The following is a 19,160-nucleotide window of genomic DNA, read 5'->3' as shown; positions in this document are numbered from 1 at the left end:
GGAGACCCGTAGCGTGAATAAAGAACAATTATTATATGAATATATTATAGAGCATTCAAGCGATATTACCGAAAAATGGTTCAGCCTGAGATTCGAATTGAAAGGAGAATTTTATTCCTCCGATCAGTTAAGCGCAGAGATGAAAAAACTTTTGGCGGAACAGCACACCCTTACAAATAAAACGATCGCAAGCTCATTTTTGGAAGATCAAAACGTCTTTGAAGAACACGTGTCAGAATGGGCAGTGACTGTGGCGAAAAATAGGGTGGAACAAGACGCAAAAATTCATGAGGTTGTGGAAGCGATCTCAAACTCAAGAGTGACATTTTGGGACGCGGTTATTCAGTTCAGCAAAGAACAAGAAAACGTGGTGACAAATGAGGATATCCATCGCTGGAACCGGATTGTAAACCAAGCGTTTGATAAGCTGATCACTGAGTTTTGCAAGCAATATCAAAAATTCATGCTGCTCCGATTGACTTCCCAGCAGGAATTAATTGGCGAATTAGGCTGCCCGGTAATTTCAATTGCAGAGGAAATTGGCATATTGCCGCTCATCGGTTCAATTGATACAAGGCGAGCGCACGTGATGTTAGAATCGGTGCCCGCAAAATGTATCAAACAGCAAATCACCAGCCTCGTCATAGATTTATCCGGTGTTCCGATTGTGGACACAATGGTTGCTAGGCAATTATTCAACCTGTCTCAAACGCTGTTCTTGTTAGGAGTCAAAGCTGTGTTTTCCGGCATTCGTCCGGATGTGGCGCAAACTTCAATCCAGTTGGGGCTTGATTTTGATGATTACGAAACGTACGGCACCCTGAAGCAGGCTTTGGCTCGCATGGGTGTCCAATGTATTATTGAAGAGAACATTCAGCCATAACATCAGCTCCCCGCCTTTATAGCGGGGGCTTTTTTTAATTGATAACAAATATGAAAGAGTGGATTTGCGATATTTCAGAAATATACAAAAGTTATTGATTTATTGAATAAAAGGTAATAATATAATGTTATATTTCCTATAGGATTAGTAAGGATTGTGCTTTGTAATCCTAGTGTATTCGTGATGCAGAAGACTGCCGGGGTACGATTAGCATTGGAACAAACAGCGCTTGAAATGAGTAAAGGGGGAGAATGTCATTGACTTCCAAAGCAACCGTTGATCCAGAGGTACTCGAAAAAATTATCAGTGCGCTAGAAACATTAGATTTTGGAACCGTGCAAATCACCGTCCACAATTCACAAGTCACCCAAATTGATAAAGTTGAAAAATACCGCTTTTCACTGCAAAGCAAGGACCCCAAATCTAAATCTTAAAGCAGCCTGTAAAACCAATGTCAGGAGGCATCGATTATGCAAACCACACCATATCCGCATCATTCACTGGCCGAAAGCAAGTACCTGAATCTGCCTGAAGCACGCTTTCTCCATTGGTGCCGCAATCAATATGGATTAAATAAAGGGGTGCTGAATACGATTGATAATTGGTTTTACGATTCGGGCATCATCAATATCGCCAGCCGCCGGATTCATGTATTGGCTTTTTTGGAATTTGCAAAAGCTTCCGGAATGAAATCCGACAAACACAAATTTATGAAATTCGGAAACGGCGGACTGGCCAGAAAGCTTTTTGAATTTATGGAGTCACAGGAAAAAGTCTGTTCCTAAAAGAAAATCAAAGAAATCCCTAAAATGAAAAATTACCTTAAAATCCCCTTGTGTATATACAAATTCTCCTAAATTTTTATATAATAGAATTTTAAGATCAATTTCTGGGAGGATTTTTGACATGCAAGCAACGGTTCATGAAAATAAGCATTCTATCATGCAGCGCATCCTAACGGTCTTTGTTTTCACTTTGCTGGTCGCGACCATCGGGCTTTGTGCCGGCCAATTTGTGCCTGCGGCCTTGATGCTGCCCCTGTCCATCGTGGAAGTAGGGATGATTATCGCGGCGTTTTGGCTGCGGAGAAAAAAAGCGGTGGGATATGCGTTTGTTTATGCGTTTGCCTTTATCTCGGGGATTACCCTTTTTCCGGTCGTCAGCTACTACGCTTCAACCGCCGGAGCTTATGTTGTTCTTGAAGCATTCGGTTCAACATTTTTGATTTTTGCGGTTCTCGGAACAATCGGAGCGAAAATGAAGAAAGACCTTTCGTTTTTGGCGTCATTCCTTTTGGTTGCGCTGATCGCATTAATCGCGGTAGGCATTTTCAGCATCTTCAGCCCGCTGAATTCAGCTGCCATGCTGGCGTATTCTGTGATCGGAACGATTGTGTTTTCACTCTACATTTTATATGATTTGAATCAAATCAAGCATCGGCATATCACGGAAGACTTAATTCCGGTTATGGCTTTGTCACTGTATCTTGATTTTATTAACCTGTTTATTAATTTGCTGCGCTTCTTCGGAATTTTGAGCAGTGATGATTAAATGAAAAGGCGCCTATCCATGGGATGGGCGCTTATTTATTTTTATTAACACCATGATTTTCTCTTGAAGCGGATCTGTAATCATCCTGAGGCAGCTTGGGACGGAGACGCTGATTGGTGAATGTTATGCTTTGTTAAAGGAAGCCTGCTAATCTAAAAAAGTCCAGAAAAATAGATTCTGGACTTTTTGTCATTCTTGTTCTGTTTTCTGGCGTATCCGCTCAATCACCTCATGCAGCCCCTCAGGCTTATGAAACTCAACAGGAGAACTTCCTTTCTCAAAAGAAATCGTATCGGCTTCAACAAGAACGACATATCTGCCGTTCACCTTTGCAAGATGAATAGAATCCCCAAAGTCAGCAAGCATTCCCTTAATCTCAGTTTCTCCGACTTTCATCTTCAGCCCGGCTTCAGGTGTGTGCTCGATGATTTGCGCGGAGGCTTCGATCACTTGGTGGGTGTCGAGCCGTTCTTGGATTTCCCGTTTTTCGCTTGCTTCCCAGATTTCAATGTCTTGCTCGAACTGCTGAAGCTCTTCGCTGTTTTCTTCATATGTTTCATATACATGCTCCTGGACCATGTTCATGACTTGCGATTTCATGATTTCCGGCATGGATTCTCCATACTCAACAAACTTCAGAAAATCTTCGAAGTAGCGGGCGTGTGACGCCTGGTGGATTTTCAGCTCGCCTTCTTCGACCATTCCTTCCTCTGGCATGAATGGGTATTGAATGCTTTTCATGTTTTTCGTCGTGATCGCCATTTCGACTTTTTTAATGAGGGAAGACGTGTCTGAAATGCGGGCGACCTTTGGCTCAAAATCACATTTCATAATGAAGACGAAGGAATCGTCAAAGTATTTGCGCGGCACTGCGGAAGCAACTAAGAAAACGCCGCCGCGAACAGCACTCGTATCAAGATACGTGCTGACGAATTGCTCGCTCAGCTCGTTAAAATCCTCTTTTGTTTCCGCCAGGCGTGCGCGGTTGAACATGTTGTAGTTCGGATTGGAATCAAGCTCATGCCCCGGTTCGACGATAAAATGGCCGATTTTGGTCGGCACCTGCTCGGACTGGGGGTGGCGTTCTGCTTTCCGTTTGACGATTTTTTTCAGCTCGCCGTCGAGAAAATCCTTCAGCTCGCTTTCTTCAAATTCTTCGGTGTTCAGCGTCTGGAAGTGCTTAAATGTCTTATTCGCCTGCTCGTCCTTGCCTTCCACCTGTATGACATAAAAGGATAAAAACTTGATTTCAAACTCCATATGAACTCACCTTATTTGCGTATTTTACAGCTTCTCAAGTATAGAAAAAACAGTGATCATACGTCAATTGGAGAGTGGAGGGATGTTTGTCACACAAAACGGATAATTGCTGCCTTTAAAGGGCATTGTAGTTTAGAGATAGAAGGCATCGAATGCAGAAAGGATGTTTTTATGAAGAAAACAAGCCCGATTCCTCAGCCAAAAACGTTTGGACCGCTTGGCAATCTTCCTTTAATTGATAAAGACAGGCCGACTCTGTCGCTTAGCAAATTGGCGGATGAGTATGGCCCCATTTTTCAATTGAATACGCCTGCGGGCACGACGATCATTGTTTCTGGCCATGAGTTAGTAGAAGAGATTTGCGATGAGTCCCGCTTTGATAAAAGCATTGAAGGCGCTTTAGAAAAAGTCCGCGCTTTTTCCGGAGACGGATTATTTACAAGCTGGACGCATGAGCCTAACTGGAGAAAAGCGCACAATATTCTAATGCCGACTTTCAGCCAGCGGGCCATGAAAGAGTATCACTCCATGATGGTCGATATCGCCGTCCAGCTGATTCAAAAATGGGCCAGGCTTAACCCTAACGAAGCAGTTGATGTGCCGGGAGATATGACTCGGCTTACATTGGACACGATTGGTTTGTGCGGGTTTAACTATCGTTTTAACAGCTACTATAGGGAAACGCCCCATCCGTTTATTAACAGTATGGTTCGCGCGCTTGATGAAGCTATGCATCAAATGCAGCGGCTTGATTTTCAAGACAAACTTATGGTCAGGACAAAACGCCAATTTCACCATGATATTCAAACCATGTTTTCTTTAGTAGACAGTATTATTGCTGAACGCAAGGCAGATGGAGATCAAGACGAAAAAGATTTGCTTGCCCGAATGCTGAATGTGGAAGACCCGGAAACAGGGGAGAAATTGGATGATGAGAATATTCGTTTTCAAATCATTACATTTTTAATTGCGGGGCATGAAACAACGAGCGGTTTATTGTCCTTTGCGATTTACTTTTTATTGAAAAACCCGGATAAAATGAAAAAAGCGTATGAAGAGGTCGATCAGGTGTTAACAGGTCCGACTCCTACATACAAACAAGTGCTGCAGCTTTCATATATCCGGATGATTTTAAACGAATCATTACGTTTATGGCCCACTGCTCCGGCTTTTAGCCTTTATGCAAAAGAAGACACAGTGATTGGAGGGAAATATCCGATCACGACAAAAGATAGAATTTCCGTTCTGATTCCTCAGCTTCACCGTGACAAAGAGGCTTGGGGAGAGAACGCGGAAGAATTCCATCCTGAGCGGTTTGAAAATCCGGATCAAGTGCCGCATCATGCCTACAAACCGTTTGGGAATGGACAGCGGGCATGTATCGGCATGCAGTTTGCCCTTCATGAGGCGACTCTCGTGCTGGGGATGATTCTCCAATATTTTAAATTAACTGATCATACGAATTATGAACTGGACATCAAACAAACGTTAACACTTAAACCGGGTGATTTTAAAATCCGGGTTCAATCCCGAAATCAGGAGGCCATGAATTCAGCTGTTCTGACATCTGATGAAAAAGCGCCGGATGATCAAAAGGAGAAACCGGACACGAAGAGCGCTTCAATCGTAGGTGTCAATAATCGTCCTTTGCTTGTCCTTTACGGCTCTGACACGGGGACCGCAGAGGGTGTGGCGCGGGAACTCGCGGATACGGCCAGTATGCACGGTGTCCGGACTGAGGTAGCGGCTCTTAATGATCAGATTGGCAAATTGCCGAAAGAAGGAGCCGTTCTGATCGTCACCTCATCTTATAATGGAAAGCCGCCAAGCAATGCGGGACAATTCGTGCAATGGCTCGAAGAAATCAAACCGGGTGAGCTTACAGGTGTTCAATATGCTGTGTTTGGCTGCGGAGATCATAACTGGGCCAGTACGTACCAGGATGTCCCGCGATATATTGATGAGCAGCTTGCCCAAAAAGGGGCAGCACGGTTCTCAGCACGAGGCGAGGGCGATGTAAGCGGTGATTTTGAGGGACAGCTTGACCAATGGAAACAAACCATGTGGTCGGACGCGATGAACGCGTTCGGGCTGAAGCTCAACGAAAATGCGGAGAAGGAACGAAGTACGCTAAGCCTTGAGTTTGTCAGGGGGCTTGGCGGATCTCCTTTGGCCCGGTCGTACGAAGCCGTTCACGCATCCGTTACGGAAAATCGAGAACTTCAGTCTGCGGACAGCGATCGAAGCACCCGGCATATTGAGATCGCTTTACCGCCGGGAGTGACGTATCAGGAAGGAGACCACCTTGGGGTGCTGCCAAGTAACAGTCAGGAAAAAGTCAATCGAATTCTTCGAAGATTTGGCTTGAAAGGAAATGATCAAGTCACACTGACTGCAAGCGGACGCAGCGCAGCCCATCTGCCTTTGGACCGGCCTGTCAGTTTACATGATCTTCTTAGCTACAGTGTTGATGTACAAGAAGCAGCGACCAGGGCACAAATACGGGAGCTGGCGGCATTTACAGTTTGCCCGCCGCATAAACGCGAATTGGAAGATTTGGCAGAAGAGGGTGTCTACCAGGAGAAAATATTGCAGAAACGCATTTCGATGCTGGATCTTCTCGAAAAGTACGAGGCATGTGAAATGCCGTTTGAACGGTTTTTGGAGCTTTTACGTCCGCTTAAACCGCGATATTATTCCATTTCAAGTTCTCCGCGAGTGAACCCGGAACAAGCTGCCATTACCGTCGGCGTGGTCCGAAGTCCTGCTTGGAGCGGGCATGGCGAATATCGCGGAGTAGCTTCGAATTACTTGGCGGACCGTACGCCGGGGGATGATATTGACATGTTTGTCCGTACACCGGAATCTCAGTTCCAGCTTCCGGAAGATCCCGAAAAACCGATCATCATGGTCGGCCCGGGGACCGGTGTCGCCCCATTCCGCGGTTTCTTGCAGGCACGCGCGGCATTGAAGCAGGAGGGGAAAACGCTGGGCGAGGCTCACTTGTATTTCGGATGCAGAAACGATAACGATTTTATTTATCGGGGCGAGCTTGAGGCATATGAAAAAGAAGGAATCGTAACGCTCCATACGGCTTTCTCCCGAAAAGAGGGAATTCCGAAAACGTATGTACAGCACTTAATGGCGGAGAATGCCGAGGAATTAATTTCTATCCTTGACCAGGGAGGGCATCTGTACGTTTGCGGCGATGGCAGTAAAATGGCGCCGGATGTAGAGACGACGCTGCAAAAAGCGTATCAGTCGGTTCATGGAGTGGGAGAGCAGGAAGCACAAAAATGGCTGGGAAATCTGCAAACAAACGGTATGTATGCTAAAGATGTCTGGGCTGGAATTTAAGGGCAACCAGTTTTACATGGAGGGCTGGAGTAATCCAGCCTTTTTCCTTTTTTGTATAATGGAGAAATACCTGTGTTTGCAGAGGCGGAAAAAAGCGTTCGCCTATTCTGCTGCATCATAGACTGTTTATCTTTTGATTCTCAAAAAAAGTGATCACCCGAAAGGTTCATGCATACAATAACCACAGTCCGGAAGAAGGCGTCTGTCCGTATGCCCATTTTTCGTTTTTGCTAGTTTATGTTATTCTTATATTTATATCTGTTTCCTTCTGGATGGGTAAAGGGGTATCTGGCCCCGCAGCACTGGGTTCTGCAAGTTTTTTTGTTTTTTTTTGAAACGGAAAGAAGAGTTCTTGCGTCTAGTGTTTGGCGTTGAAATAGCTGTTATAAAAATGGTATGGTACAAACCGTAAATATTCCGATTTTTGATCGGCATGTTTATTTGTTGTGTGATGCCTTGATTTTGTTAGGAAAGAAGGAATTGGATTAAAGGATAAAGATAAACATTAAAAAAAGATTATAAGTGTTTAAGAAAGTAGAGGTTGACATGAAGAAACTTTTTTCTTACAAACTTAGCTTTTTTGTGCTGGCTGTTATTCTGTTTTGGGCAAAAACGTATTTATCTTATCAGACAGAATTCAACCTTGGGGTAAAGGGCACAACACAGGAAATTCTATTATTGATTAACCCGTTCTCAAGCGCCATCGTCTTTTTAGGACTTGCTTTGTTTGCGAAAGGGCGTAAATCGGCCATTATTATGCTGATTATTGATTTTGTGATGACATTCATCTTATATGCAAATATCCTATTCTATCGTTTCTTTGATGACTTCTTGACGTTCCCGAACATTAAGCAGTCAGGCAATGTCGGAAACATGGGAGACGGGATTTTCAGCATTATGGCCGCTCATGATATTTTCTATTTTGTCGATTTTATCATTTTGATTGCCGTACTGATCTGGAGACCTGAGCTGAAGGGCTACAAGATGAAAAAACGCTTTACATCGTTAGTGATTGTAGCGGGTATCGCGTTGTTCTTCATCAACTTGGCTGTCGCTGAAAAGGATCGCCCGCAGCTGTTGACAAGAACGTTTGACCGCAATTATATCGTAAAATACCTGGGTCTATACAATTACACGATTTATGACGGTGTGCAGACCGCTCAGACGGAATCGCAAAGAGCTTACGCAAGCAGCGATGATTTGACAAGCGTCGAGAACTACACGACGTCTCATTACGCAAAACCAAATGCAGAGTACTTTGGCGCTGCAAAAGGCAAAAACATTATTAAGATTCACTTAGAAAGCTTCCAATCGTTCCTGATCGATTATAAGCTGAACGGTGAAGAAGTCACGCCGTTTTTGAATAAGCTTGCGCACGGCGGAGATAACATGACTTATTTCGATAACTTCTTTCACCAGACAGGCCAGGGAAAAACAGCGGATGCCGAGCTGATCATGGATAACAGTATTTTCGGCCTTCCTGAAGGTTCAGCCTTTGTGACAAAAGGAGAAAATACGTATCAATCGCTGCCTGCGATATTAGATCAGAAAGAAGGCTACACAAGCGCTGTTTTACACGGTGATTATAAGTCCTTCTGGAATCGTGACCAGATTTATAAACATATCGGTTATGATGACTTCTTTGATGCAAGCACGTATGACATGTCAGATGAAAATGTCGTCAATATGGGGCTGAAGGATAAGCCGTTCTTTACGGAATCGACATCGAAGCTTAAATCGATGCAGCAGCCGTTCTACGCACATTTAATCACGCTGACAAACCATTATCCGTTCAACTTGGATGAAAAAGATGCGACGATTGATAAAGCAACGACCGGCGATAAAACGGTTGATAGTTATTTCCAAACAGCCCGTTATCTTGATGAAGCGCTCGAGCAATTCTTTAAAGAGCTGAAAGAATCCGGTCTCTATGATAACTCTGTCGTGATGCTCTACGGAGACCATAACGGCATATCTGAAAACCATAACCGAGCGATGAAGGAAATTCTCGGAAAAGAGATTACATCTTATCAAAACACGCAGAACCAGCGTGTGCCTCTTATGATTCATGTTCCCGGAAAAAAAGGCGGAGTGAATCATACGTACGGCGGTGAGATCGATGTTATGCCGACACTGCTTCATTTGCAAGGCATTGATTCTGAGAACTATATCAATTTCGGTACAGATCTATTCTCTAAAGAACATGATGATACCGTAGCGTTTAGAAACGGTGACTTCGTGACGCCGAAGTATACGTCTGTCGATAATATCATCTATGATACGAAGACAGGGAAAGAACTAGAGGCGAATGAAGAAACAAAGAACCTGAAAACGAGAGTGACACAGCAGCTGAAACTTTCAGATAGTGTTCTTTACAAAGACTTGCTGAGATTCCATAAGCTAAGTGATTTTAAAGCGGTTGATCCGTCTGACTATCATTACGGCAAGGAACAGAAAACAAGCAAATAATAGGTATAGGAGCCTTAAGCGGCAGCATCATATCCGCTTAAGGCTCTTTTTTTGGTTTTTAGACCAACTTGAAAAAATAGATTCTAATTGGTCACAAAGCGCTCCGTTCTCTCATATCATTACAGTAGAATTTGAAACCGAGATGGAGATTCGGACAAATTATCGAGGACGTTTACCTTGATAGATTGTGAGGACTGTTATGTTTCGAAAGGTTTCGATTTCAATTTTCATAGAGATGAGGGGTAGAGATGAAAGCGGTCATTCTCTGCGGCGGAAAAGGAACGAGAATGAGTGAGGTCACCAATGAGCTTCCTAAGCCGCTCGCCATGATAGGCGGCAAACCGATTCTATGGCATATTATGAAAATCTATCAGTACTATGGAGTGAACGAATTTATTCTGCTTTTAGGCTATAAAGGAGAGAAAATTAAGGAATATTTTTTAGACTACGATTGGAAGCACCACAGCATGACGCTGGACAGCTCGACAGGAGAGGTGCGGATGCTGGGGCAGCCTGAAACGTGGAAAATTACGTTTTTGGAAACAGGGGAGGATACGCTGACGGCGGGGCGGATTTTGCAGGCAAAAGAGTACATCGGCGATGAAACCTTTATGCTGACGTACGGGGACGGACTTGCCAATATTAATCTTTTCCATCTGATCAGCTATCATCAAACAAAAGGCGCGGCTGCGACGGTTACAGGCATTGATAGAACGACGCAATTCGGCACCTTGACCGTTGACGGGGGAATGGCGAAAACATTTTCTGAAAAGACATCCAGCGACGGGATCATTAATGGCGGATTCTTTGTGCTGAGTCCTAAAGTGTTTGATTATCTGCCCGAAGACAGGGATGTCATGTTCGAAGATGAACCGCTTCGGAATCTGGTGAATGACGGTGAGCTTGCGGTTTATCGCCATCACGGTTTTTGGACGGCAATTGATACGTATAAGAACCTTTTGGAAGTTAATAAGATGTGGGAGCAAGGACAACATGTATGGAAGGTATGGTGATTTGCGTTGAGCTTTTGGAAAAATAAAAATGTATTTGTCACAGGGTGTACAGGTCTTTTGGGAAGTTATCTGGTAAAAGAGCTTGTCGATCAGGGAGCCAATGTGACGGGGCTTATCCGTGATGCTGTGCCGAAGTCCAACCTTTATCAAGGAGAGTACGTTCAAAAAATAAACATCGTCCAAGGCGCACTTGAGGATCTGCCTGTGATTGAACGCGCACTTGGGGAGTATGAAATCGACACGGTCTTCCACCTCGCCGCGCAAGCCATTGTCGGGGTCGCAAACCGTAATCCGATTTCAACCTTTGAAGCGAATATTCTCGGTACATGGAATATTCTCGAGGCTTGCAGAAAGCATCCGTTAATCAAGCGCGTCATCGTCGCCTCCAGTGATAAAGCGTACGGAGATCAAGAAAACCTCCCGTATGACGAAAATATGCCGCTCCAAGGAAACCATCCGTATGATGTCTCAAAAAGCTGTGCGGATCTGATCAGCCACACGTATTTTCACACATACGGTCTTCCGGTCTGTATCACACGCTGCGGAAACCTGTATGGCGGCGGTGATTTGAACTTTAACCGCATCATTCCGCAGACTATTCAGCTTGTGCTTAACGGCGAAGCGCCGGAAATCCGCAGTGACGGCACCTTTGTCCGCGATTATTTTTATATTGAGGATGCTGTACAGGCATATCTCCTTCTGGCGGAAAAAATGGAGGAGAACAATCTGGCGGGTGAAGCTTTTAACTTCAGCAATGAAATCCAATTGACGGTGCTTGAACTCGTGGAGAAAATTCTGAAGGCCATGAACAGCAATCTGAAGCCTAACGTGCTGAACCAAGGCAGCAACGAAATCAAGCACCAATATTTATCCGCTGAAAAAGCGAGAAAGCTGCTGAACTGGACACCTGCCTACACGATTGATGAAGGACTTGAAAAAACAATTAAGTGGTACACCGAATTCTTTAAAAAGTAATACGTATGGAGGTGAGAAAAAAACATGGCCAGCGCGTATTGTACCGTTTTATCAAAAGGAAGATTGTATCAGGCTGTCGCGTTATTCGGTTCCTTGGAGAGGGTCCAAGAGAGCTGCTCCATTTTTACTCTTTGTATGGATGATGACACGTACGGGGTCCTGCAAAAAATGAATCTGAAGCATGTCACGCTTGTTCCTGTGACGGCGCTTGAAAATGACGCCCTGCTGAAACTGAAGGACACGAGGGACAAAAGCGAGTACTGCTGGACACTGAAGCCAATTTTTCTTCAAGCCGTGCTCAACAGCAATCCTCACTTAGAACGAGTGACGTATATTGACGCTGATTTGTTTTTTTACTCTGATCCGAGCCGCATTTTTGAGAATCAGCCCGACTGTTCTGTTTTACTCTCTCGCGGCGACATTGTGATCCCCTCGTTTGAACAAGAGCAGATTGACATGCTCCAGCGTCTGTTAGGCCGGTATAACTCGGGTTTTCTAAGCTTCAAAAATGATCAAGCGGGCAATGACTGCCTGAAGTGGTGGATGGAGCGCTGTCTTGAGGAGTGTAAGAACGCGCCGGGTGAAGGCAAGTTCGGAGATCAAGGATACTTGGACTATATGCCGGATCTGTTTCCGAATGTTTGCGACATTACGACACCGGGTGTAAATATCGGCCACTGGAATTACGGGAAGCATACCCTTTCGCAGCAGGATGGACGAATTCTCTTGGAAGACGGGAATCCGTTGATTTTTTACCATTTCAGCGGGTATCGAATCGTCAGCATAAACGAAATCAAACAAATTCATGAAACAACCCGGACGGATCTGCCCTTTGTGCATGAGCTGTATCAAAAGATGCTGCCGCATGTCATCCGTACGGTGGAAGAGATTGATCCTGCTTTCAACGGCTTTGCATCAAAAGACGATAACAAATAAACGAATCAAATACAGGAAGTGAAAAAAGTGAAGGCAAGCGTTATTATTCCTGCATATAATTCAAAAGAACGGCTCTACAACAGCCTGCTGACGTTAAATGAACAGGAGTGCGAGGAAGAATTTGAAGTCATTGTGGCGGATAATGGCTCTGAGGACGGGACGCTTTCCATGCTCGAATCCTTCAAAGCGGAATTTCCGTTGATCTTTGTACGGATTGAACAGAACAGAGGAATTGCGTATGGACGAAATCAGGCGGTCCGCAATGCAAGAGGAGAGATTCTGATTTTTCATGACAGCGATATGCTTGCTGAAAAACATCTTGTCGCAAAGCATATTAAAGCCCATGAGAATGAAGACAGTCTTGTGGTGTGCGGCATGTTTTGGAAACGGATCTACAGTTTTTATTATGATCGCTTTGAAAAGGAACATAAGGAGCGTCTCGCAAAGATTTATGAAGATATGCCGGCCAAAAATAAACAGGCGCTGTTAACTGAAAAAGAGGTGAAGGACGGAAGCTTCCAGAAGAAAAGCTTTGATCTGGATACCGATTTTATTGACGCGCTGAAGAGCATTTTAGACGAGTATGGAGATGACTTGGCGGGCTACCATCTGCCTTGGCGGTTTTTTATTACGAATAACTCGTCAGTCAAACGGCGCCACGTGGCCGATATCGGTTTGTTTGATGAAGGCATTGTGAGGTACGGCTTTGAAGATTATGACCTTGGCATTCGGCTTCATCAGGCGGGGCTTTCTTTTAAGCTGCGGCGCGACATCATGAGCGTCCATCAGGAGCACCCGAGCAATTGCGCTTCTGTGGATGATATCAGAACAAACATTGCCTATATGTGTGACAAGTACAACAATATCCATTCGCTTGGCGTGCATCTCGCCTTTAACGGGCCATTTAACGCCTCCTTAACAAACGGCATTATGGAGGATATCGCCAAGCTGCTGGAATATGAAAAATATGAAGAGCTGCTGAACCTGTTCCTTGAGCTGCTTCATGTAGTGAAGGACCGCAACCTTGATCCCGACTGGCGGCAGAAAAGCCCGAGGGTGACAGCGAAAAGCTTTGATTTGCAGCACATAAAAAAGCTTCTTGTTAAAGCGGAAAAGAAATTGGGCGTACATGACTTTGCCAATGCGCTATATGCGCTGATCGCTGATTTATTATACGTGGATCTTAGATAAATGGATGTGGTATGGTGAGTAAATTTCATTTTACAACGATCGTTTCAAGAACCCATATTTTTAAGCTGATGCCGATGATTCATTCTCTCCATGAGCATTGCAGCGACTTTCACTTGCATGTGCTGTGCATCGACCAGGAAGCGTATCAATTGCTTCGGCACGTGCCATGGGAGCATGTCACGCTTACGCAGCTGCATGAAATGGAGGACCCGGAGCTGTTAGAGGCAAAGGGCAACAGGACGTTTCACGAATACTGCTGGACGCTGAAACCCGCTTTCTTATTTTACGTGATGAATAAGCGGCGTGACGCGGAGTACTTTGCCCACATGGATACGGATCTGTATTTCTTTTCTGATCCGGGGCAAATATTTGCTGAAAAACCAGAGGCCTCTCTGTTTTTGACTGACCATCGCAATTCTGAACGGTTTATGTCATATTATGAGCGGACGGGGCAATTCAACACCGGATTTGTCGGCAGCAGAAATGTGAAAGAGGCTTATGAAGCTGTGTGGCAGTGGAGACAGGATTGCATCGCTCATTGTACAGTGGACATGGACGAGGAGCGAAAGACATACGGCGACCAAAGGTATGTCGAAAAGTGGCCGCGGCAGTTCAAAAATGTCCATGTGGTAACATCCATCGGTGCAAACGCAGCACTGTGGAATATAGAAAATTATAAGGTGACGCTGGAGAATGATAACGTGTATCTCAATGGAACACCGCTGATGTTTTACCATTTCTCAGGATTCACTCTTATTACGGAAAAGGAGTTTAACCTGTGCTGGTATTACCATATTGATGATAAAGCGGTAATTGATTTCATTTATCTCCCGTATACCTTAAACCTGGCAAGATGGATAGAAGAAATACAGCGCGCGTTTCCGAATTTTAAAGCCGGATTTATTCCGAAATACGCGGTTCCGGATACCCACTTTTATAAAATAGAATAACGAAAAAAACCCCTGTTCTATGCAGACAGGGGTTTTTAGATGATCAGTTATGCCATTCTCTCAGCTTTTGATCACTCGGCAGCAGGACAGCCAGAATGCCTAAAATCGGCAGAAAAGCGATGGCAATCATGGTTGGCGTCAGCCCGGCTGAGTCGATAAGAGCTCCCAGCGCGACAGCTCCGATCGCCCCCATTCCGAAGGCGAGCCCGACAGTCAGTCCGGACATCGTGCCGATTTTTCCTGGGACAAGCTCTTGAGCGTAGACAACAGTGACTGAAAAGCTTGACATGAGAATGACTCCGATCAGCGCGAGCACCCCATAGGCAAGGACAGGTCCGGCGAATGGGAGCAGAATCGCAAGCGGCGCTGACACAAGCAGAGAAAAGATAATGACGGTCCGTTTTCCGAAACGGTCTGCAAGCGGGCCTCCGAGAAACGTGCCGACAGCGCCAAACAGGAGAAAAACAAAAATATAGCTTTGGGCCTGCCGGATGCTTACGTGATACGTATCCATCGCATAAAACGTATAGAAGTTGCCGATGGCGCTGACATACCAAGAGCGCGCGAAAATAAGAAAAATAATAATGATAAGTGCGGCAGTAATTGACTTCGAAATGGACGTGTTTTTCGCCTCTGTTTGCGCTTTTTTAGCCGGCCGCTGCTGCAGGTCGCCGAGCCGAGCCGTGTACCATTTGGCGATATAAATTAAAAACAGAACGGCGAGCGCGGCAACAAGCGTAAACCATACGGCGCCAAATTGTCCGAGCGGGACAAGTATCAGTGCCGTGATCAGCGGAGCCATCGCTTGCCCGGAGTTTCCTCCGACTTGATAAATTGACTGAGCCAGACCGCGCTTTGAGCCTGCTGCCATGTAGGCGACGCGTGAGCCCTCCGGATGAAAGACGGCGGAGCCCAGGCCGATGAAGAACACACAGCATAAAACGGTCAAAAACGATGGGGCGAAGGCAAGCCCTAAAATGCCCAGCATGCTTGATGTCAGTCCGAGCGGCAGGGCATACGGCATCGGCCGTTTATCGGCATACCAGCCAATAACGGGCTGCATGACGGATGAGACCATGTTTAAGGTGAACGCAATGATGCCGAGCTGTGTGAACGTCAGGCTCATGGAACGTTCCAAAATAGGAAACATCGCGGGAATCACGGCTTGCAGTGAGTCATTCAGCAAATGGCAGATCCCGATGATAACTAAAATAGAATACACCGTGTTTCCGGGTTTTTGGACAGGTTTCTCTTTCAATGGGGCGGCAATAGCCAACAGATTCTCCTCCTAACATATGTAACAAAGAACATACAAACATATTATTCATAAGGTGAAGGATTTATCAAGAGGAAAAAAGACTCTTCTTTAGGAAAACGAAAGAAGAGTCTTTTGTGGTCAGTTGTTTAGCTGGCTGTGTTTTTTTGAATAAAGGAAATAGACGACAGCTCCGACAGCAATCCAGATGACAAACGCCAGCCATGTCACGCCGGGAAGGCTGGACGCAAGATAAAGGCATAATCCGGCGCTGATGATCGGAACGACCGGAACAAATGGAACTCTGAAGGAAGCCGTAACGTCAGGATGCTTCTTTCTTAACACAATGACGGCGATCGAGATGACCGTAAATGCAGCGAGCGTTCCCATATTCACAAGGTGGGCGAGCGTCCCCAAATTAATAAACCCTGCGATTCCGGCCGCCACGATACCTGTCAGCCAGGTGTTTTGAAAAGGCGTTTTAAATGTTGGATGGACTTTTGCGAACAGCGCCGGCAGCAGGCCGTCTCTGCTCATGGCGAAAGTTAAACGGACCTGTGCGTAAAGCAAAGCGAGCATAACAGTCGTAATCCCAACAATGGCGCCGACGGAAATGATGCCGGCCAATTGATCCTGTCCGACAAACTTCAGCGCGAAGGACACCGGGTCTCCGACATTTAATTGTGTATAAGGCATCATGCCCGTCAGGACGAGCGATACCGCGATATAAAGAATGGTACAGATCGCCAAGGCTCCGATAATGCCGATTGGCATATTTTTTTGCGGATTTTTGACTTCTTCCGAGGCGTTAGATACCGCATCAAAACCTAGATAAGCAAAGAAAACAGTCGCGGCGCTGGCAATCACGCCGTTTATACCGAACGGCATAAACGGCGACCAGTTGTCCGGCTTCACATAGCCGATTCCGACAATGATAAATAATAAAATAATCGCGATTTTCATAAGCACGATCACGTTGTTAAAGCGTGTGCTTTCTTTGACGCCTCTGCCGACAATCGCAGTAATGATCAAGATAATGACAGCCGCCGGAAGATTGAATACGGCTCCGGGAGAGCTTCCGGGAGCTCCAGTCAATGCTGCCGGAATGTGCAGATGAAAGCCGGCGAGCAGCGATTGAAAGTATGAAGACCATCCAGTTGCAACCGCAGCAAGCGCGATCACATATTCAAGCATTAAATCCCATCCGATTAAAAAGGCGAGCAATTCCCCAAGGGTTGCGTATGAGTACGTATACACACTTCCGGAAACCGGAATAGAAGATGAAAATTCAGCATAGCAAAAGGCTGCAAGCGCACAAGCAAGCCCCGCTAAAATAAACGATAAAATAAGAGCGGGCCCCGCGCCTGTAGCGGCTACTGTCCCCGTGATGACAAAGATGCCGGTGCCGATCACACAGCCGATGCCTAACAAAACGAGGTCAAAAGCGCTTAAAGAACGGGAAAGGCTCTTTGTTTGGCTTTGGGCGAGCAATGTATCAAGCGGTTTTTTCCGAAATAATGAACCCATGAAGTTCCTCCTGTTAAATAATCATAATATTCTTTCAATTATATATATTGACGGTAGTATTATATTGTCGAAATTTTAGATAGTCAATAAAATATTTTTCCGCTTTAAAAGAAAGAAGCATAAAAGCGGTGTGGTATAACAGTATAGTAATTTTTGCTAATAAAATTGAAAATAGAATTGAATTTTTTTAAATAAAACCGATAGAAAAAGTATATTCATCAAATTTCGACAATATCTTGGGTAAGGAGTTGCTGATATGTTTCAATATGAAGAATTAAACAAACAGTTTATTGGGGGAAAATGGCGTGAGGGCGCCGGTTCAAGTCTTTTGGAAGATAAGAACCCATATACCCAAAAAAATATCACATCATTCCGTAAAGCAAATACGGATGATGTAGATGAAGCATACAAGTCAGCCGCACAAGCAAAGAAAAAATGGGACGCGGTGAATCCGTTTGAAAAAAGAACGATTCTTGAAAAAGCCGTGGCTTATATTGAAGAAAATGAAGAAGCCATTATTTATCTGATTATGGAGGAGCTCGGCGGAACAAGGCTGAAAGCCGCGTTCGAAATCGGCCTAGTGAAAAATATCATAAAAGAAGCAGCGACATTTCCGGTGCGGATGGAAGGCAAAATTCTCCCATCCACCATTGACGGCAAAGAAAACAGATTGTACAGAGTGCCTGCCGGTGTGGTCGGCGTTATCAGTCCGTTTAACTTTCCTTTCTTCCTATCTGTGAAATCCGTCGCGCCCGCGCTGGGAGCCGGAAATGGAGTCGTGCTGAAGCCGCATGAAGAAACTCCGATTTGCGGCGGTACTTTGATCGCGAAGATTTTTGAAGCGGCCGGCATTCCTGAAGGGCTTTTGAACGTAGTCGTCACTGATATCGCAGAAATCGGCGACAGCTTTGTGGAGCATCCTGTGCCGCGGATTATCTCGTTTACGGGTTCTACAAAAGTGGGCAGCTATATCGGCCAGCTGGCGATGAAACATTTCAAAAAACCTTTGCTTGAGCTTGGCGGAAACAGTGCGCTTATCGTGCTTGAAGACGCTGATCTTGAATATGCGGTCAATGCGGCGGTGTTCAGCCGGTTTACGCATCAGGGGCAAATATGTATGTCTGCAAACCGCATCTTGGTTCATTCTTCTATCCATGACAGATTTCTGGAGATGTATCAGGCGAAAGTGGAGTCACTTAAAGTCGGAGACCCGATGGACCCTGAAACGATTATCGGACCGTTAATCAACAGCAGACAAACCGATGCATTAATGAAATCTGTTGAAAAAGCGATAGAAGAAGGAGCGGTTCCGGTTACACTCGGCGGATTCGCAGGAACAGTCGTGGAGCCGACGATTTTAAAAGACGTCAAACCTTCCATGAGCATTGCCCATGAAGAATTGTTCGGACCGGTGGTTTCAGTGATGAAGTTTGATTCGGAAGACGAAGCGGTTGATATTGCGAATGATACGCCGTTTGGTTTAAGCGGAGCGGTTCATACGGCCAATGTTGAACGCGGCGTCGCATTTGCGAAACGAATTGAGACCGGAATGATCCACGTCAATGATACGACGATCAACGATGAGCCGAACGTAGCCTTCGGCGGAGAAAAACAATCAGGCCTCGGCCGATTAAACGGCGAATGGAGCCTTGAAGAATTTACAACTATGAAATGGATTTCCGTTCAGCATGAAAAACGCAATTTCCCATACTAAAAAAGGAGTGGATAAACTGTGACCATAAACACGGAGAATGACACCCAGGAACTTCTGGAGGCGTTTGTAAAAGTCGCGC

The 19,160-nt window shown here is 45.3% G+C and carries 15 protein-coding genes; 12 read left to right on the top strand and 3 right to left on the bottom strand.

Going from position 1 to position 19,160, the window contains the following annotated elements; all coding sequences use genetic code 11:
* Window positions 1-13 precede the first annotated feature (13 nt).
* From AXI57_RS19560 to AXI57_RS19550, 4 genes are all read left to right on the top strand, one after another.
* Window positions 14-883: an STAS domain-containing protein gene (locus AXI57_RS19560; protein WP_013390428.1), complete on the top strand. Its 870-nt coding sequence runs from the start codon at window positions 14-16 to the stop codon at window positions 881-883.
* Window positions 884-1,140: 257 nt separating this feature from the next.
* Window positions 1,141-1,317, top strand: a complete 177-nt coding sequence (locus AXI57_RS21150; protein ID WP_013390429.1) for a YezD family protein — start codon at window positions 1,141-1,143, stop codon at window positions 1,315-1,317.
* Window positions 1,318-1,353: 36 nt separating this feature from the next.
* Window positions 1,354-1,668, top strand: coding sequence for a hypothetical protein (locus AXI57_RS19555; RefSeq protein ID WP_061671038.1), 315 nt, complete (start codon window positions 1,354-1,356; stop codon window positions 1,666-1,668).
* 121 nt (window positions 1,669-1,789) lie between these two features.
* Window positions 1,790-2,434 carry a Bax inhibitor-1/YccA family protein gene (locus AXI57_RS19550; protein ID WP_010787895.1) on the top strand — a complete coding sequence of 215 codons (645 nt, stop codon included), beginning with the start codon at window positions 1,790-1,792 and terminating at the stop codon, window positions 2,432-2,434.
* A gap of 189 nt (window positions 2,435-2,623) precedes the next feature.
* On the opposite strand, the gene AXI57_RS19545 is transcribed toward AXI57_RS19550, so the two are convergent.
* A complete protein-coding gene (locus AXI57_RS19545) occupies window positions 2,624-3,694 on the bottom strand; it encodes a DUF3900 domain-containing protein (protein WP_003328371.1) in 1,071 nt (356 codons plus the stop codon).
* A gap of 171 nt (window positions 3,695-3,865) precedes the next feature.
* On the opposite strand from AXI57_RS19545, the gene AXI57_RS19540 reads away from it, so the two are divergent.
* The 7 genes from AXI57_RS19540 (at window position 3,866) to AXI57_RS19510 (ending at window position 14,585) form a co-directional block, all read left to right on the top strand.
* Window positions 3,866-7,051: a bifunctional cytochrome P450/NADPH--P450 reductase gene (locus AXI57_RS19540; RefSeq protein ID WP_061671037.1), complete on the top strand. Its 3,186-nt coding sequence runs from the start codon at window positions 3,866-3,868 to the stop codon at window positions 7,049-7,051.
* 546 nt (window positions 7,052-7,597) lie between these two features.
* Window positions 7,598-9,520 (top strand): lipoteichoic acid synthase, encoded by a 1,923-nt coding sequence (ltaS, locus tag AXI57_RS19535; protein ID WP_061671036.1) that lies wholly within the window; start codon window positions 7,598-7,600, stop codon window positions 9,518-9,520.
* Between the two features lie 248 nt (window positions 9,521-9,768).
* On the top strand, window positions 9,769-10,533 hold the full coding sequence (locus tag AXI57_RS19530) for a glucose-1-phosphate cytidylyltransferase (protein WP_003328362.1): 765 nt from the start codon (window positions 9,769-9,771) through the stop codon (window positions 10,531-10,533).
* Between the two features lie 6 nt (window positions 10,534-10,539).
* On the top strand, window positions 10,540-11,508 hold the full coding sequence (locus AXI57_RS19525; RefSeq protein ID WP_010787904.1) for a GDP-mannose 4,6-dehydratase: 969 nt from the start codon (window positions 10,540-10,542) through the stop codon (window positions 11,506-11,508).
* Window positions 11,509-11,532: 24 nt separating this feature from the next.
* Window positions 11,533-12,444, top strand: coding sequence for a putative nucleotide-diphospho-sugar transferase (locus tag AXI57_RS19520; protein ID WP_061671035.1), 912 nt, complete (start codon window positions 11,533-11,535; stop codon window positions 12,442-12,444).
* A 27-nt stretch (window positions 12,445-12,471) separates the two neighbouring features.
* Window positions 12,472-13,635: a glycosyltransferase family 2 protein gene (locus AXI57_RS19515; protein ID WP_061671034.1), complete on the top strand. Its 1,164-nt coding sequence runs from the start codon at window positions 12,472-12,474 to the stop codon at window positions 13,633-13,635.
* A gap of 14 nt (window positions 13,636-13,649) precedes the next feature.
* Complete coding sequence (locus tag AXI57_RS19510; RefSeq protein ID WP_003328358.1) at window positions 13,650-14,585, top strand: hypothetical protein; 936 nt, start codon at window positions 13,650-13,652, stop codon at window positions 14,583-14,585.
* Window positions 14,586-14,628: 43 nt separating this feature from the next.
* On the opposite strand, the gene AXI57_RS19505 is transcribed toward AXI57_RS19510, so the two are convergent.
* Both AXI57_RS19505 and AXI57_RS19500 read right to left on the bottom strand, forming a co-directional pair.
* Entirely contained in the window at window positions 14,629-15,861 is a 1,233-nt protein-coding gene (locus AXI57_RS19505; protein ID WP_061671033.1) for an MFS transporter, read from the bottom strand.
* Between the two features lie 120 nt (window positions 15,862-15,981).
* The gene (locus AXI57_RS19500; protein WP_061671032.1) at window positions 15,982-17,367 is read right to left on the bottom strand and encodes a branched-chain amino acid transporter BcaP; all 1,386 of its coding nucleotides are present in this window, start codon (window positions 17,365-17,367) and stop codon (window positions 15,982-15,984) included.
* 256 nt (window positions 17,368-17,623) lie between these two features.
* On the opposite strand from AXI57_RS19500, the gene yfmT reads away from it, so the two are divergent.
* Entirely contained in the window at window positions 17,624-19,081 is a 1,458-nt protein-coding gene (gene yfmT / locus AXI57_RS19495) for a benzaldehyde dehydrogenase (protein ID WP_061671031.1), read from the top strand.
* Window positions 19,082-19,160 lie beyond the last annotated feature (79 nt).

Origin of the sequence: Bacillus atrophaeus (assembly GCF_001584335.1) — a bacterium.
Classification (GTDB): Bacteria; Bacillota; Bacilli; order Bacillales; family Bacillaceae; genus Bacillus; species Bacillus atrophaeus.
The sequence above is the reverse complement of the archived record's forward strand: the minus strand, read 5'-3'. Positions and strand labels throughout refer to the sequence as shown.

Bases quoted from the DNA above. Each gene is read 5' to 3' on its own strand.
- AXI57_RS19550 (WP_010787895.1), top strand. From the start codon at position 1,790: ATGCAAGCAACGGTTCATGAAAATAAGCATTCTATCATGCAGCGCATC.
- AXI57_RS19540 (WP_061671037.1), top strand. From the start codon at position 3,866: ATGAAGAAAACAAGCCCGATTCCTCAGCCAAAAACGTTTGGACCGCTT.
- AXI57_RS19555 (WP_061671038.1), top strand. From the start codon at position 1,354: ATGCAAACCACACCATATCCGCATCATTCACTGGCCGAAAGCAAGTAC.
- AXI57_RS19530 (WP_003328362.1), top strand. From the start codon at position 9,769: ATGAAAGCGGTCATTCTCTGCGGCGGAAAAGGAACGAGAATGAGTGAG.
- AXI57_RS19500 (WP_061671032.1), bottom strand. From the start codon at position 17,367: ATGGGTTCATTATTTCGGAAAAAACCGCTTGATACATTGCTCGCCCAA.
- yfmT (WP_061671031.1), top strand. From the start codon at position 17,624: ATGTTTCAATATGAAGAATTAAACAAACAGTTTATTGGGGGAAAATGG.
- AXI57_RS19545 (WP_003328371.1), bottom strand. From the start codon at position 3,694: ATGGAGTTTGAAATCAAGTTTTTATCCTTTTATGTCATACAGGTGGAA.
- ltaS (WP_061671036.1), top strand. From the start codon at position 7,598: ATGAAGAAACTTTTTTCTTACAAACTTAGCTTTTTTGTGCTGGCTGTT.
- AXI57_RS19520 (WP_061671035.1), top strand. From the start codon at position 11,533: ATGGCCAGCGCGTATTGTACCGTTTTATCAAAAGGAAGATTGTATCAG.